Here is a 15,714-nt window from a genome sequence, read left to right on the forward strand (position 1 = left end):
CTAATGTCCAGCAACATAGGAACTCTGGTCATTATGAGTTAATTCGCACGACAAGGTCTCAGAGAGCATGTTCAGACTTGCTGTTTTCAGCTCAGTTCTTGCTTTATATTGGTAATAATCGATTTGAATAGAGGGTCATTTGATATCTCTTATGGTAGGTGAGTTACTCATGATAAGTAAACGATGACTTAGAGTTATGGACACCAACTAGGTACTCTTCCAACACCTCTTCATAAACAAAAGCGCTTTCTTTAAGTGAGAAGTAATCAATTGCAATATCTATAATTCCTGCTCGTAGATCCGCATAAATTTGCTCTTCGTAGGCAGGTGACTCCCTAAGGTTTATAGGAATGTGGATAAAAGGCGGAGCAGGTTGCAAATGTATACGTTCATTATTGAGGGAGAGAGCGTGGTCAGTTCAGAAATTCATTCAGCTTAACCTAGATATCATACGAAAGATCATGAAAATGGCATCGATTATTACGGCCATTTTTCTTCACCTTGTATAACGCCTTATCGGCTTGAGAGAATAAACGCTCAAATTGATTTTCTGCCAACGGTGGAACGGTAGTACCTCCAATACTTAAAGTGACGTCAAAGGGTGCACCTTCAACCGGCATTGGTATTGATTTTTGTAGCCTAGTCATGACCTCTTCAACCTCAGTTGGTGACGTATTTGGGCACAGAATAATAAATTCATCCCCGCCCCAGCGAGCCAGTAAGTCATAGCCTCGAGTTTCCTTACGCAAATGCTCTGCAACCAAGACTAAAACCCTATCACCCACTTGATGCCCATATTCATCATTTACTTTTTTAAAGTGATCGATATCGACAAGGATCATTGAGGTGTCCGTCAAGTAGCGCAATGAGCGCTCTAGTTCCTTTTTGGACAATTGTTCGATTGCTCGCTTATTGAAGGTATTCGTTAACGGTTCTATCTCAGCCATGCGCCTTTGCCTGCGGAACATATTGTGAATACCATACGCAATGAGCGCAAGGCCAAGCAAGGCCAATACATCACCTACAAACACATCTACAAATACATTGCCATGGGTGACCGACTGAAATTGATATACCTCTTCTAAGAACTCATAAGACTTGCAAACCATTAATGACAGCAGACCCAGCTTTACAGTGTATTCAAGTGTGATACGACCGAACACATAGATCGTTGTCAGCAAAATTAAAGAAGCGGACTCCAACAGAAAGTTCGTTTTATCAAGAATTTGAAAATTAAGGAATAAATAGGCAGGAAACAGTGCACTAATGGCTATCAATAGATAGTTCATAAAAGATCGCTCTAACCAATACAAAGTGAAAGTATTGGTTTGTAGAGCCTATTTTTAAGAAATGGGAAAACACTGAATTCGGTCATTTTAAACACTGAGGTCTCGACTGGATAAGAAATTAATCTTAATACCTTGTTACAAATGTAGCAAATTGACCTTCACACTTCTGGAAGGAAATGATTGTTTTAAAGTTTATCTTATAGCTCGCAGCGTGTTACTAGTAGATGCCCCTGTATCTATTTGTTGGCTGATCTACTTAAACAGAGAATGAATTTAGGCAGTTTGCCATGCAGTCACTCTTTAGGAGAGCACATGAAACATCATCATATTGTTACCGTAATTGCATTATCAGCAAGTCTATTAACCGCTATATCACAGTTTTTAAACCCGGTGAAACAGTCATAGAGCAGTAAGTCATCAAATCGAAGAGTAAACACGGTAAGCCGTACACTCTAAGGTCAAGTGCCCTGACCTACTCTCACTTTTAAAAACCGTCCTCTCAATAACACCACATTCAGACAACGTTTTATCCTTCATTGAACAAAACTTGTTATTCAGTCCGCTCTACTTATGATGGGCAAGCAAGGCTTTAGTACACAAACGTGTCAGTTCTTTGTTTTCGTCTTCAGTCAAACAGTCCATGAACTCGATACGGGTTTCGATAACCACTTCACTGCACACCTTTTTGATCTCTTCGCCACTTTCAGTCAAAGCAAGCAACTTAGTTTTCTGATTATTATCGTCTTTCATTGTCTTTACCCAGCCACGCTTTACCATGTTATCCACAGTGCGTTTTGCCGTACTTCTATCGTACATGAGGTAATCCGCTAGGCTTTGCTGCTTGATGGGCTGATTCTCAAAAATAATATGCATCCCTAGCAACATTTCAAGAGTAACATCAGCGTGCTCGCGTAACTTCCCATGAACTAGGTTTCGATGAAGCCGGGTTAACACCGTCATCAAGAATAATGGGCTGTTCTCTAGAACCGGCAATCGGCGTAGATCTTTTGCAAAAATAGAGTCAGTAGACATAGTGAGTTCTCATTCCAAAAAGAAAGTCTTACCCTTCTTTTTATTGTTGTTTATACAACAATAGCAAAGATCATAGAAAATGTCTTGTTTTCAGGCCACCGAACAATTGCCGTACTTCCCTTACCCACATCCTACTTAAGTTATTGATAATATGTACAAATTAAATTTTGATCATAAATTGCTCATTTTATTGTTGCATAAGCAACATGATTTATTTATAGTGAGCACATTGTTGAGGATGCAACATAAAGTGCAGGACGCAAAAACGATTAACTAAAAGAGACTTACATGAAAAAAGTAATCTTTAATGTATACGCTGCGGCACTCGCTTCTATTGCCATATTTTGTGCCATTTTAATGACTGAACCTGGCCAATCTCTGGCAGTGCCAAGAGACTGGGTTCTGGGTTATTACAAGAACCTTTCCGTATTTATCACGCTACAACTTATAGCCTTAGCAGGCTTATGGATTCTTAGCGAGAAGTGGAAAATGTGGAACCGAAAGCTGATGTCTTTAGCAACTATTGGTGTGTTCCTCACTTTCTGGGCTGAGTCTCACGCAATGCCAACGGCATTCCCTACTGAACAATTTAACGCTGAGTATTTCACTGTTGAAGAGGCGGATGAAAAGATCCCTGCCGAAGATCAGCGTGTCTACGTGGTAGAGCAAGGTGATGAAGTGCGTATTTTCCCTCGCTACCACATCCAGTTGCCACACGTTGCAGGTTGGAAGAATGAAGACACCGATTACGCTATTACGTTTTGCGGCCTGTCCAATCTGGCTATGGTTGTGGAAACAGACTACGGGTTGGGCGAAGCTGACTTACAAGTATTAGGTCAAGCTCACAATAACCTGATATTTAAAGATGTGAATAACGGTACGGCTATCCAGCAAGCAACCATGCAGTCTGAATTTACCGACCACAATACCAAAGTTATTCCTAACACTATGATGGATTGGGAAGAAGCAAAAGCGTTATATCCTGAAGCACAAGTCTATCTCTATGGTGCTGACCGTATGATTGATGGTCTGTTATATGACCTATTCGAGCAACCACTTATCGATCAGCGTGATTTGGGCAATGAAAAATTTATCTTCCCGACATTGTCGCTCACTGATCAGCGCATGAATCCTAAGACAGAGATCTTTGGTTACGATAACGGTGAAGGACAGCAGATAGCGATAGACCCTAACTTTGCTCGCGACAACGATGGTTACCAGTTTGAGTTTGGCAACGAGACACTAAGAATTGAAACTGATGGCAGTATCGTTCGTCTGGTAAACGCGGAAACCATGCAGCAAGTACCTACTCATAACGGCTTCCACTTTGGTATTTGGGCTGAGTACTTCCCTGAGTCTGAGGTTCTTCAGTAATTAATGAATACTAGGAATAGTCCATATTCTTTATGGGCTATTGTGAGCACAACGAAAATGTGACACCTTTTAGAGAGACTAATTAACTCTCTGATTTATATAAGTAGATATAGCACTAACCCACTACGAAAGGGGCTTTATGTTCTGCTGTATTAATAGATGGATTTATTTCGAAGCGGCTCAAGGGCTCTAAATTAGACAAGCTTTATTTTAAAGCATTAATAAACCCCATAACTACCCTGACAAGATGCTCTTGTCAGTGAGTATTATTGATAAAACGTTTCTGGAGAAATCATGTTCAAACACTATTCCATCGTTGCTTTAGCTTTCTTATTATCGGCGTGTACCACCGCTCCACAAAAGGGTGATACCGTACTTGAAACGCGAATCTTAGAGTCCAATACCATCACAACCACAGCCGCTGTCATTGATATCGATTATGACGAGCGCTCAGTCACCATTGAGAATCAAAACCGTATTGTCGTGCTATACGTAACACCTGAAGTTACTCGCTTTGACGATATTAAGGTTGGGGATTTTGTGACCACTGAATATACAGAAACTGTCGCAGTGCATGTACAGACTCAAGATGGTGAGACGCGTATTCAAACCTCTGGTGACTTAGACAAGGCGAAAGAGAGTGTTGATGCAATGGAACAAGTTCAAGTGGTATCGGATATCTTAGCTATTGATACTACCTTGGGTAACGTCACCTTAAAACAGCCGCACGGTGGTGAACTGACTCTACCGGTTGAATACCCAGAAAATCTAAACAATGTCTCTGTTGGCGACCAGGTAGTGATGACCTACACCAAAGCCGTGGTTATCTCCATTGACAATCAATCTGAAGAGATGCCCGTTACTCGATAATAAAGGGCCGTAATTCCGCCTTTTATTACCTAAAGCCTAACTTAACCGTTAGGCTTTTTTGTTTCCGTCATCCTTATATGGCTAACGATGTACTGCTAAAATGGAACAGCAAACATCAACACACCCTAGGATGCGTAAATGAAGTTAACCCGATGCTGTTCTTTTCTTGGCCTATTGCTCGTCAGTAACGTCTATGCTGGTCAGCAAGTTGTTCAATTGGAGGATGGTCGCCAAGCTGTACTCAACGACGATTTTACTTGGAAATACCTAGACGTCTCCGCTAATGAGAAAGTAACAAAGCCCGCCTCTGTAGTCTCAAGCGACCTCCCTACTGCAGCGCCAACGGCCACATCCGTTGCAGCCTCTACTTCTTTGATCGCAGGTGCTAGCATAGTTGTGCTTGATGGCGACAATACCCAAGTTGCAGTAGAGCACTCAGGCGTAGCGATTAACCTTGTCGGCACGCAATGGAATGACGGCTATTTAGTCATTGACACTGAGATCACCAACAATGGTCTGCAGCCGGTGATAAAGGCTGACCTCAAGATTGATGTTTACGACCTGCAAGGCAACTTACTTGCGAGCGAAGAACACGCGGTGTTTCGTTCTATCAAACGCATGGCAGATACCTATCTGCGCCCTCAACAGACCAAGCAAGGCTCGACGATAAAGATAGAGGCACCACAACAAAAACAATATCAAATTCTATCTAAAATCAGTGAGTTAGATCATCGAGGATAATCTGCTTTTTCGTTCAAGCTATGTCTTTGCACTACTTTACATTAGCTTACACTGATATTCATTCAGGGGCCTATGTTTAAGATGTACAAACAAACGAGGACAGAGCCATGAAAAGCAAATTAACACTATCAATCCTAGCGCTTCTTGGTCTTTCAATTGCACTGGGTGTTAATGCGGCAGGTCAAGCACGCGGGATGAAAAGCGATAGTCCAATGCCTAACTTTACTGCAATGGATACCAACAGTGATAACAAAGTGAGCGCCGATGAATTCAACGCCTTTAGAGCACAGCGGATGGAGCAGCGTAAGAGCGAAGGACGACAAATGAAAAACGTCTCTAAAGCAGCGACCTTTGATACCCTAGATACAAACGGTGACGGTTATATAAACCAAACCGAGTGTCAAAACCAGCCTAAAAACGGCGGTTACAGTAAAGGTGGTCGAGGAAAAAACTCATAAAAGAACGCTATAAAAAAGTGAGTGCCGAATAACTCGTGCACTCACTTTATTTTAGCTGAAAGCTACCAGCTACCAGCTACCAGCTACCAGCTAAAGGCTAGAAGCTAGAAGCTAGAAGCTAGAAGCTAGAAGCTATCAATTATAAACCTGTAGTCATATGTAGACTATAAAACAGCCCGCGACCGATGAGCTCAGAAACCCAAATAAGTACCAGCGCAACGCCAAGATTAATTGGGTTTACTGACGCTTTGTTAATTAATGGCATAATCCAAATCAGCAAACCAAACACTAGTAGTGCCACTTGCAGCAGCAAGTAAAATCCTAAGCCGTCTACCAATTCTGAAGCCTTAACTACCGATGACTGAATATCACCAATTAGCGTCATCTTACCGACTGTCGCCAGCAAGCTGATACCAATAGCGATAACCGCAAGGATTGCAATGTTACGATCGACTGTGAACTTACTATCGTTTGCCAACACAATCACCCATTGTGAGAACAGTAAGCCCGTAACCACCATTGTCATCACAAAGCTCATTGGCGTATAGATGTTGTTCCAAGTCGGTACCGTATCAATCATGTAAACACAGATCATCGAGTACATGAAGATAACACCCAAAGCCATAGCCACCAGCATCAGCAGTTTCTGCACACCAGCACCGCCCTTCTTCAGCACAGACAGTAGCCATTGCAGACCACCTACAGCAAAGAAAGCTGCGCCAAAAAAGACTTCATTGGATAGCCAAGCTGAGCCCAGCATATTAAATGCATTGAATGCTCTTAGCGGCGAACCAAGGTGAGTGGTAGAGAACAGAAAACCAATACCCATGATTGCCCAAAGGAAAAACATCGGCACTTTATAGCTGTTTATCTTGTCCTCGTCATAACCTTTAGCAAGAGCTCGTGCACTTACCAGCAGATATCCTCCCACAGCAGTTTGTGCAAGAACGGTAAAAAAGATCAAAGACCATTCGTGAAAGATCATCTTACACCTCCTTAGGGTTAGCTAGGAAACCGCTAGTATCACCGGTCGCTTTCGCATTCTTGTTAAGCTTGATAACGATATTTGGCAGCGTTTGAGTAGACGATGGCAGTGGAGCAACATCCGCAGTAGCGCCGTATTTTTCACGAAGGGTATTAATCTCACCAAACTCTAGTGCGCGAAGCGGACAAGACTCAACACACATAGGTTGCATGCCCTGACCCACACGTTCGTAACAGCCGTCGCACTTAGTCATGTGGCCTTTCTTCGCATTGTATTGCGGAGCGCCGTATGGACACGCATTAGCGCAGTGTTGACAGCCAATACAGATGTCTTCGTTCACCACCACTAAGCCATCTTCATCACGCTTGTGCATCGCACCCGATGGGCACACCTTAACGCACGCTGGATTGGTACAGTGGTTACAAGCGATAGAAAGATAGTAAGAGAACACATCTTTCTGCACCCAGGTATCGCCATCTTGAACAAAACCACCCCCCGCATATTCATAAATGCGACGATAGTTGCTCTTAACATCTAGGTCTCGATAATCTTTACAAGCAAGCTGGCAAGTTTTACAACCTGTGCATTTACTTGAGTCTATGTAAAAGCCGTATTGTTTCATTACTTCCTACCTTATGCTTTGCTCAATGCTTTGATTTGAACGAGATTCGTGTGTTGCGGATTACCCTTCGCCAATGGACTTGGTCTTTGGGTGGTAAGCACATTGATAGAGCCCGCGTGGTCAATTTTCTGACCATCAGGGGCATACCAAGCGCCCTCACCTAACGCAACAACGCGAGGTAGGATACGTGGCGTCACCTTAGCCGCAATATGCACTTCACCACGGTCGTTGAAGATACTGACCATATCGCCGTTCTTGATTCCACGCTCTTCGGCATCAATTGGGTTAATCCAAACCTCTTGAGGAGCCGCGGCTTTTAGTAAAGCAACATTGCCATACGTTGAGTGCGTTCTCGCCTTGTAGTGGAACCCTGTCAACTGTAATGGATAGGTATCAATTTTCGGGTCATTGTGACCTTCAAACGAATCAACATAGATAGGAAGTGGGTGGATCACATCCCCTTCTTTTAGCTCCCAAGTGGCTGCAATCTCGGCAAGTGCTTCAGAGTAGATCTCAATTTTTCCACTTGGTGTGTTAAGCGGGTTTGCTTGGGGATCCTTACGGAAGTCTTCATAAGCGATGTAGTCACGATTGTACTGACGCTTATAGATACCCAGCTCTTTCATCTCTTCAAAGGTCGGTAGAGATGGGTCTTGCTTACGAGTCTCAGCATACAAGTGCTCAACCCACTCTTCTTGGGTTCTACCTTCAGTAAACTCTTGCTCTACGCCCATGCGTTTTGCAAGCTGCGAACACATTTCATAGATACTCTTGGCTTCAAACTGTGGTTCAATCGCTTTTTGCGCGTAGATAAAGTACGGCGCATTCGCCGCTTTACCGTCCATTGCCCAGTCATCTTGCTCTGAAGTAGTTAGGTCAGGAAGAATGATATCTGCGTATTTTGCCGATGACGTCATATGGTTATCAACCACCACAATCATCTCACACGCCTTATCATCTTGTAGGATGTCGTGTGTACGGTTGATATCAGAGTGCTGGTTGATCAAGCAGTTACCTGCGTAGTTCCAGATCATCTTGATTGGATTTTGCAGGCGCTCTACACCGCGTACGCCGTCGGTTTTATCCGTCATTTCTTCATGACGGTAGATAGCGTCCGTCCATAGGAACATAGAGATAGAAGCTTTAACCGGGTTTGGTACCGTAGGGAAACGCACAAACGGAATGTTAATGTCACTCTCACGAGCACCCGTTGAACCGCCCGCGACACCCACAGAACCTGTTAGCAAAGAAAGCATTGCGATAGCACGGCAAGCTAGCTCACCATTTGCTGTACGCTGTAATCCCCAGCCTTGGTGAATTGCACATGGCTTGTTAGTGCCCATTTCACGGGCAAGCTTAACAATGGTGTCAACCGGAATACCTGTGATCTTAGAGGCCCACTCAGGAGTTTTCTCGATACCGTCTGCGTCTTTACCTAGGATGTAAGACTTATAGTCACTGTTCTTAGGCGCAGAAGCCGGCAGTGTTTTCTCGTCGTAGCCCACACAGTATTTGTCCAAGAAGTCTTGGTCTACTAAGTCTTCTGTGATCATCACATAAGCCACACCCGCAACCAGCGCAGCATCCGTGGATGGACGAATTGGAATCCATTGGTCTTCACGGCCACCGGCTGTGTCGGTGTACCTTGGATCAATGATGATAGTTTTCGCGTTAGATTTGTTTTTACTCTCTACGTAGTGATGGATAAGACCACCACCAGACATGCGAGTTTCTGCTGGGTTGTTACCAAACTGGACATTTAGCTTAGTGTTCGCCAGATCAGAGAAAGAGTTGTTGTTTGCCCAACCGCCGTAGGTGTAGCTCAGTCCCTTGGCAATCTGCGCGGTAGAATAATCGCCGTAGTGGTTTAAATACCCCCCCGAAAGGTTCATCAGGCGTGCAATAAGCGTTTGTGCTGGCGGCCATGACTTAGTCACTGTGCCACCTAAGGTGCCAGTACCATAGTTTAGATAGATAGAGTCGTTGCCGTAATCTTTGATAAGACGCTGCATTGTACCTGCAACCTCATCGTACGCCTCTTCCCACGTGATACGCTTAAATTTGCCCTCACCACGTTTGCCTACGCGCTTCATTGGGTATTTCAAACGGTCAGGGTTGTAGACGCGGCGACGCATTGAGCGGCCACGCAAACAGGCGCGAACCTGCGTACTTTCACCGTACACATCACTGCCAGTGTTATCCGTTTCTACATATTTGATTTCACCATCTTGTACATGCATACGCAGAGGGCATCGAGAGCCACAGTTTACCGTACATGCACTCCATACCACCTTCTCATCAGAACTTTGTTGGACGGCTGCTGATACTGGGCTGGATTTAAATGGAAGGCTGATACCACTGGCCAGCGCTGCAACACCCCCTACTGCTGAAGACGCTTTTATGAAGCCTCTTCGAGTAAGGTTCATCACGCCTGACTCTTGATTATTTTTTGTCATTCTTAGGTGCCTTTGTTCTAGTAATTACTACTATTTTATAGTTAGTGAGATAATTGACACCTATAGAAAACCCCGAGATTGATTGATATCAAAAACAGCTCAAAAATAGTTTTAACGTGCTAGAACTTAGAGGCAAACAATAGACAGTGAAATGAATTTACATATACTGACGAATCATCACCTATGCGGAATTTCAAGAATGATTCTCAATACAGCTAAGCTCGTCGGTTCCCTCTTTTACGAGCGCTGGACAAAACAAGAATTGGCCCATGTTTTAGCCGCTCTGGCTGAAGAACACGTCGTTTCCCAACCATGTATTGATGAGCTAGAGACGCAATCTAACGAAGCTCTAGAGCACAGTTTTTCCCATCTTTTTGAGGGACTAGGCGATATGCCTGCGCCTCCATGGGGTTCTGTTTATCTTGACAAAGACCGAGTCGTATTTGGTGAGTCGACCGTAGAATACCGTGCTTTTCTTGCGAGCCATGGGATATCCCTCGACACGGGCTTAAGAGAACCAGAAGACCAATTGGGTTTGACCTTATATGCCTTTTCTCAACTGCTTGGCGAGGAAAAAGGACAAGCGGCCAAGCACCTACTTGAGTACCACCTGCTTCCTTGGGCACTCCCTTATTTAGACTTGCTTGCTAAGAAAGCTGATAACCCGTTCTACAGTATCTTAGCCGCAGATATCAAAACTTGGTTAATGCAAGTTTCAAATGAATTACAATTAAACATTGTAGATAGAAAACTGTATCTCGATTAACTATGTCCGACGCTATTGATTCAAATCGCAGAGGCTTCTTAACCCGTTTATCCAAGCCGGTTGCTACTCTAAGTGCGCAAGCAGAACCCACACCAAGAGTAGCGGCTCGCCCACCACAAGCGGTGGATGAAGCGCTATTTACTCGTTTGTGCGACGGGTGCGGAAAATGCGCGGATGCTTGTCCTAACAGTATCGTGCACGTTCGTGAGGGCCTTGCTCGTATCGATATGGACTACAACGAATGTAGCCTGTGCCAAGAATGCACCAAGGTGTGTCCTACTGGCGCGCTCAATGCAAGCGTTAAAGCTCACATTGACCTTATGCCAAGCTTTTCTCAAGGATGCGATAACTATCTTCAGCTTGCGTGTACTTTATGCCAGTCCAGCTGCACTCTCGCCGCGATTCAAATAGAAGTAGATGAACTGCCAAGAATTGATACCCAGCGATGCAACGGCTGCGGACAATGCCAGTCTTCGTGCTACGTCAATGCCATCTCTATGGTGGCAAGCTAAATCTAAAGAAAAAAAATGCTCCTAAACAGGAGCATTTTTAGTTCTAAATTGGGTATTACAAAAAGTGGAATGTTGCGTTTAGCGTAAACGAATCAATGTTGCCAGCATCACCGACTTCAAAGTTTTGGTATCCCGCGCCCACTGAAATCATATCAATGACGAAGTACTCTACGCCAATGCCGTACATTAGATCGTAGCCATCATCGCTATCTGCGCTCGCTTGGCCACTCACATCGTAGCGGTTTGCACCAAGGCGACCGTAAATGTGTACAGGGCCTAGGTCTACACTTGGTTTAATGCCCACGTAGAAAGAGTCAGCATCGTACTCTTGCCCATCAAACTTAAATTTACCGTGATTCCAGTAGCCTGCTTCAATACCGATGATCGGTAAGATACCTGTACCTACATGTAGACCAAATGTAGTGTTGTCATCGCTACCGAAAGAAGCTTGACCTACTGCACCACCCGCGTATAACCATGAATCTGCAGCTGCCATAGACGAAACACTCATCAGACCAATGGCAAGAGCATGTTTAACGTACTTCATTCTAACTTCCTGTTTTAGTTGTGGTTTTACTTTGTCACATTATGAACCATAAATGACAAAATCACAGCATAGAATTACGCATTATCAATAGCATTTCGAATACGCTTATCTGAAATCGGGTACGGTGTGCCCAATTGTTGAGCAAAAAAGCTGACTCGCAATTCCTGAAGCATCCAATGAATCTCTTTCACTGATTCAGGTACTACCGCGCCTTTTGGTATCTTATTCTTTAGCTCTTGGTACTCTTTCGCCACTGCCTCAATCTTGAGAAGTTGCAAACGGTCTCGGTTAGGGTCGATAGGTAGTTTTTCCATACGCCTTTCGATAGCACGCATATAACGCAAAATATCCGGCAATTTCTTCCAGCCGCAATCGGTGGCAAAGCCTTTATAGATAAGCCCTTCCACTTGTGCCTTAATATCAGACAAAGCAAAGGCCATGCTAAGGTCAACACGCCCTTTCAGCTTTTTATTGATATTAAAGGCAGTGGTCAAGATCGCTTCTACTTGCTTTGCAATATCAACCACGGTATCACCAAGCTCTGCACGCACATGCTCTTTCAGCGCTTCAAACTTGTCAGACTCCCATACAAGACCGCCCTGCTCTTCAATCAACTTATCTACACCACAAGCAATGCAATCATCGATGAGGTCCAGCACCTTACCAAACGGATTAAAGTAAAGGCCTAGCTTCGATTTGTTCGGCAGATTCTGATGCAAGTACTTAATTGGCGAAGGAACATTGAGCAGAACCAAACGACGCTGACCGGCTTGCATCGCTTGTTGTTGTTCATATTCAGTCTCAAACAGCTTGATCTCAACGCTTTGCTTAGCATCGACAATGGCTGGGTACGCCTTAACCTGATACCCACCACGTTTTTGTTCATACACCCGCGGGATCTCACCAAAGCTCCAAGTACGAAGATCTTTTTGCTCAATATCATCATCCGCCACCTTAGAGAGGGTCTGTTGAACCTTCTCTTTTAGGCTGTCTTTAAGCTCATACAGATCCGCATGCTCTTTCAATTTACGGTTTCGATGATCGACGGCGCGGAAGGTGACCTTGAGGTGATCTGGGATCTGTTCTAGTTTCCAGTCTTCTCTGAGTACCTCTACGCCCGTCATACGGCGCAACTCTCTCTCTAGGCTATCAAGCAATGGGGCTTCCATTGGCGTCACTCTCGACAGAAACGCATCCGCGTAGTTAGGAGCAGGCACAAAGTTACGACGAAGTGTTTTAGGCAGTGCTTTGATTAAGCTCACCACCAGCTCATGACGAAGACCAGGGATCTGCCAATCAAACCCTTCTGGCTGAACTTGGTTTAATACCGGTAACGGAATGTGCACCGTGACACCGTCACTATTATCACCAGGCTCAAACTGATAGCTAAGCTTTAACTTAAGGCCGTTTTGATGCCAAAAGTTTGGATAATCTAACTCAGTGACGTGCGAGGCATCGCCACGAAATAGCATCTCTTTTTCAAAGTTAAGCAACTCAGGGTTGGCTTTACGCTCTGTATTCCACCACGAATCAAAGTGGCGGCCCGAGATGGCATCGGTTGAGACTCGCTGATCATAAAAGTCGAATAGCTCATCGTCATCCACCAAGATATCTCGGCGACGAGATTTGTGCTCAAGCTCTTCCACTTCTTTTAATAGCTTACGGTTTTGCTTAAAGAAACTGTGCTTGGTTTCCCAATCCCCTTCAACCATAGCGGCGCGGATAAACAACTCTCGACAGAGCGTTGGATCAACTGGGCCATAGTTTACCGTGCGTTTTGGCACAATCGGAATACCATACAGAGTCACCTTCTCGTGAGCCTGCACCGCCGCTTGTTTCTTCGACCAGTGCGGTTCACTGTAGCTGCGCTTAATAAGATGCTTAGCCAGTGGTTCTATCCATTCAGGCTGTATCTTGGCCACAATACGACCCCACAAGCGTGAGGTCTCCACCAATTCTGCTGTCATTACCCATTTAGGCTGCTTCTTAAATAGGCCTGATGCTGGGAAGATATGGAAGCGTGCATTACGAGCACCTTGGTATTCATTCTTTTCTTGGTCTTTCATGCCCACATGCGACAGCATGCCACTGAGGAGTGCACAGTGTACCGACTGATAGTCTGCAGGTTCATCGTTCACCTTAATATCAAGCTCACGCAATGATTGGCTAAGCTGGAAGTACAAGTCTTGCCACTCACGAACGCGCAAGTAATTGAGATAGTCTTGCTTGCATTGGCGACGGAACTGGTTACCTGACAATGCCTTTTGCTGGGTTTTAATGTATTCCCATAAGTTCACAAAGCTCAAGAAGTCCGAATCTTTATCAAAGAATCGACGGTGCTTATCGTCTGAGGATTGCTGTTTATCACTTGGGCGCTCACGAGGGTCTTGAATAGACAGCGCAGAGGCGATGATCATCACCTCTTTAGCACAGCCAAGACGCGGCGATTCAATCACCATACGGCCAAGACGAGGATCGATGGGTAGCCGAGCTAACTTACGACCAATACCCGTTAGGCGCTTACGCGGGTCGTTTGCGGTCGGGTTGATGGCTCCTAGCTCTTCAAGGAGTCGTACACCATCTTGAATGTTGCGGCGATCTGGCTTTTCGACAAATGGGAAGGCTTCGATATCACCAAGCCCTAAAGCGGTCATCTGCAGAATAACGGACGCAAGGTTAGTGCGTAGTATTTCTGGATCAGTAAATTCAGGACGAGACAAGAAGTCCTCTTCTGAATAAAGCCTGATACAGATACCCTCAGCCACACGGCCACAACGACCTTTACGCTGGTTTGCACTCGCTTGTGAGACCGCTTCAATCGGTAGTCTCTGTACTTTGGTACGGTAAGAGTAACGACTGATGCGCGCTGTGCCTGGGTCAATGACGTAGCGAATGCCCGGCACTGTCAAAGAGGTTTCTGCAACGTTGGTTGCCAGTACAATTCGGCGACCACTATGAGACTGGAAGATCCGGTTTTGCTCAGACGATGAAAGCCTTGCGTAAAGTGGGACGATTTCGGTATCTCGCAGATTACGTTTACTCAAAGCGTCAGCGGTATCACGTATCTCACGCTCACCGTTCATAAAGATAAGGATATCCCCTAGCCCTTCGTCGCAAAGTTCATCAACCGCTTCAAAGATACCTTCAAGCTGGTCTCTATCAACATCATCTTCGCCAGATAAAGGACGATAGCGAGTATCTACTGGATAAGTACGGCCCGAAACCTCAATAATAGGCGCATCGTTAAAGTGCTTAGAGAAGCGTTCTGGGTCAATGGTTGCCGAGGTAATGATGATTTTAAGATCAGGGCGCTTAGGTAAGATGTTTCTCAGGTAGCCCAGAATAAAGTCGATATTGAGGCTTCGTTCATGAGCCTCATCGATAATAATGGTGTCGTATTGATTTAAGTAGCGATCATGCTGGATCTCTGCCAGCAAGATACCGTCAGTCATCAACTTAACTTGAGTATTTTCACTGATCTTGTCGTTAAAACGCACCTTATAGCCGACAAATTCCCCTAGCTGGGTTTCCATCTCTTCGGCAATACGGCTTGCCACTGAACGCGCTGCAAGACGCCTTGGCTGAGTGTGACCAATTAAGCCCTTTTTACCTCGTCCTAATTCAGCACAGATCTTAGGAAGCTGAGTCGTCTTACCCGAGCCCGTTTCACCCGCAACGATCACCACCTGATTCTCGGCAATTGCCCTAGCGATATCATCGCGCTTTTGACTTACCGGTAAGATTTCTGGGTAGTCAATGGTAGGCGTATTCGATTGGCGGGACTGCACCGTCATCATGGACTTGGCAATATCTAATGCGATTTCATCAAACACGGTATTCTTAGCGCTCTCTTTCTTGATGCGACTTGCGCCTTGAATGCGCTTAGAGAGGCGAAAGCGGTCCTTTATCATGCACTCTTTAAGAGCGGCTTTAAGAGAGGTAGCGGTGTTTGTCTGTTTTTGAGGCTGAGATTGGGTCAAAACGATTCCGAACTGATAACAATGAAAGGTATAACTCGCTAAATTGTATCACAATAGGCTTAAAAATCGTGTATTTGCTTCA

Annotated in this window: 13 protein-coding genes; 6 read left to right on the top strand and 7 right to left on the bottom strand. The window is 44.8% G+C overall.

Features of this window, described 5'->3' with window-relative positions:
* Window positions 1–440: 440 nt before the first annotated feature.
* Together A6E01_RS06845 and A6E01_RS06850 are read right to left on the bottom strand one after the other, a co-directional pair.
* Window positions 441–1,289, bottom strand: coding sequence for a GGDEF domain-containing protein (locus A6E01_RS06845; RefSeq protein ID WP_065209902.1), 849 nt, complete (start codon window positions 1,287–1,289; stop codon window positions 441–443).
* Between the two features lie 564 nt (window positions 1,290–1,853).
* Complete coding sequence (locus A6E01_RS06850) at window positions 1,854–2,321, bottom strand: MarR family transcriptional regulator (RefSeq protein ID WP_017030591.1); 468 nt, start codon at window positions 2,319–2,321, stop codon at window positions 1,854–1,856.
* A gap of 288 nt (window positions 2,322–2,609) precedes the next feature.
* Between A6E01_RS06850 and A6E01_RS06855 the strand changes: the two genes are divergently transcribed.
* The 4 genes from A6E01_RS06855 to A6E01_RS06870 all read left to right on the top strand — a co-directional run bounded on the left by A6E01_RS06855 (window position 2,610) and on the right by A6E01_RS06870 (window position 5,764).
* A complete protein-coding gene (locus A6E01_RS06855) occupies window positions 2,610–3,695 on the top strand; it encodes a DUF3179 domain-containing (seleno)protein (RefSeq protein ID WP_017027055.1) in 1,086 nt (361 codons plus the stop codon).
* 294 nt (window positions 3,696–3,989) lie between these two features.
* Window positions 3,990–4,565, top strand: a complete 576-nt coding sequence (locus A6E01_RS06860; RefSeq protein ID WP_017027056.1) for a hypothetical protein — start codon at window positions 3,990–3,992, stop codon at window positions 4,563–4,565.
* A 138-nt stretch (window positions 4,566–4,703) separates the two neighbouring features.
* Window positions 4,704–5,306 (top strand): DUF3157 family protein, encoded by a 603-nt coding sequence (locus tag A6E01_RS06865; RefSeq protein ID WP_065209903.1) that lies wholly within the window; start codon window positions 4,704–4,706, stop codon window positions 5,304–5,306.
* Window positions 5,307–5,413: 107 nt separating this feature from the next.
* Window positions 5,414–5,764 carry an EF-hand domain-containing protein gene (locus A6E01_RS06870; RefSeq protein ID WP_065209904.1) on the top strand — a complete coding sequence of 117 codons (351 nt, stop codon included), beginning with the start codon at window positions 5,414–5,416 and terminating at the stop codon, window positions 5,762–5,764.
* Window positions 5,765–5,903: 139 nt separating this feature from the next.
* Here the strand turns inward: A6E01_RS06870 and A6E01_RS06875 are convergent, their stop codons facing one another.
* The 3 genes from A6E01_RS06875 to A6E01_RS06885 are packed head-to-tail and all read right to left on the bottom strand — an operon-like array spanning window position 5,904 to window position 9,827.
* Entirely contained in the window at window positions 5,904–6,749 is an 846-nt protein-coding gene (locus tag A6E01_RS06875) for a dimethyl sulfoxide reductase anchor subunit family protein (protein ID WP_065209905.1), read from the bottom strand.
* A 1-nt stretch (window position 6,750) separates the two neighbouring features.
* The gene (locus A6E01_RS06880; RefSeq protein ID WP_017027060.1) at window positions 6,751–7,371 is read right to left on the bottom strand and encodes a DMSO/selenate family reductase complex B subunit; all 621 of its coding nucleotides are present in this window, start codon (window positions 7,369–7,371) and stop codon (window positions 6,751–6,753) included.
* A gap of 11 nt (window positions 7,372–7,382) precedes the next feature.
* Complete coding sequence (locus tag A6E01_RS06885) at window positions 7,383–9,827, bottom strand: DmsA/YnfE/YnfF family dimethyl sulfoxide reductase (protein ID WP_065209906.1); 2,445 nt, start codon at window positions 9,825–9,827, stop codon at window positions 7,383–7,385.
* Window positions 9,828–10,026: 199 nt separating this feature from the next.
* Here A6E01_RS06885 and A6E01_RS06890 point away from each other — a divergent pair, with 199 nt between their 5' ends.
* Together A6E01_RS06890 and napF are read left to right on the top strand one after the other, a co-directional pair.
* Window positions 10,027–10,593, top strand: coding sequence for a molecular chaperone TorD family protein (locus A6E01_RS06890; protein ID WP_065209907.1), 567 nt, complete (start codon window positions 10,027–10,029; stop codon window positions 10,591–10,593).
* A gap of 2 nt (window positions 10,594–10,595) precedes the next feature.
* Window positions 10,596–11,105 (top strand): ferredoxin-type protein NapF, encoded by a 510-nt coding sequence (gene napF / locus A6E01_RS06895; protein ID WP_017027063.1) that lies wholly within the window; start codon window positions 10,596–10,598, stop codon window positions 11,103–11,105.
* Between the two features lie 55 nt (window positions 11,106–11,160).
* On the opposite strand, the gene A6E01_RS06900 is transcribed toward napF, so the two are convergent.
* Both A6E01_RS06900 and hrpA read right to left on the bottom strand, forming a co-directional pair.
* Window positions 11,161–11,652 (bottom strand): outer membrane beta-barrel protein, encoded by a 492-nt coding sequence (locus tag A6E01_RS06900; RefSeq protein WP_065209908.1) that lies wholly within the window; start codon window positions 11,650–11,652, stop codon window positions 11,161–11,163.
* A 74-nt stretch (window positions 11,653–11,726) separates the two neighbouring features.
* Window positions 11,727–15,632, bottom strand: a complete 3,906-nt coding sequence (gene hrpA, locus A6E01_RS06905) for an ATP-dependent RNA helicase HrpA (protein ID WP_065209909.1) — start codon at window positions 15,630–15,632, stop codon at window positions 11,727–11,729.
* Window positions 15,633–15,714 lie beyond the last annotated feature (82 nt).

Source organism: Vibrio breoganii (assembly GCF_001677275.1).
Lineage (GTDB): Bacteria > Pseudomonadota > Gammaproteobacteria > Enterobacterales > Vibrionaceae > Vibrio > Vibrio breoganii.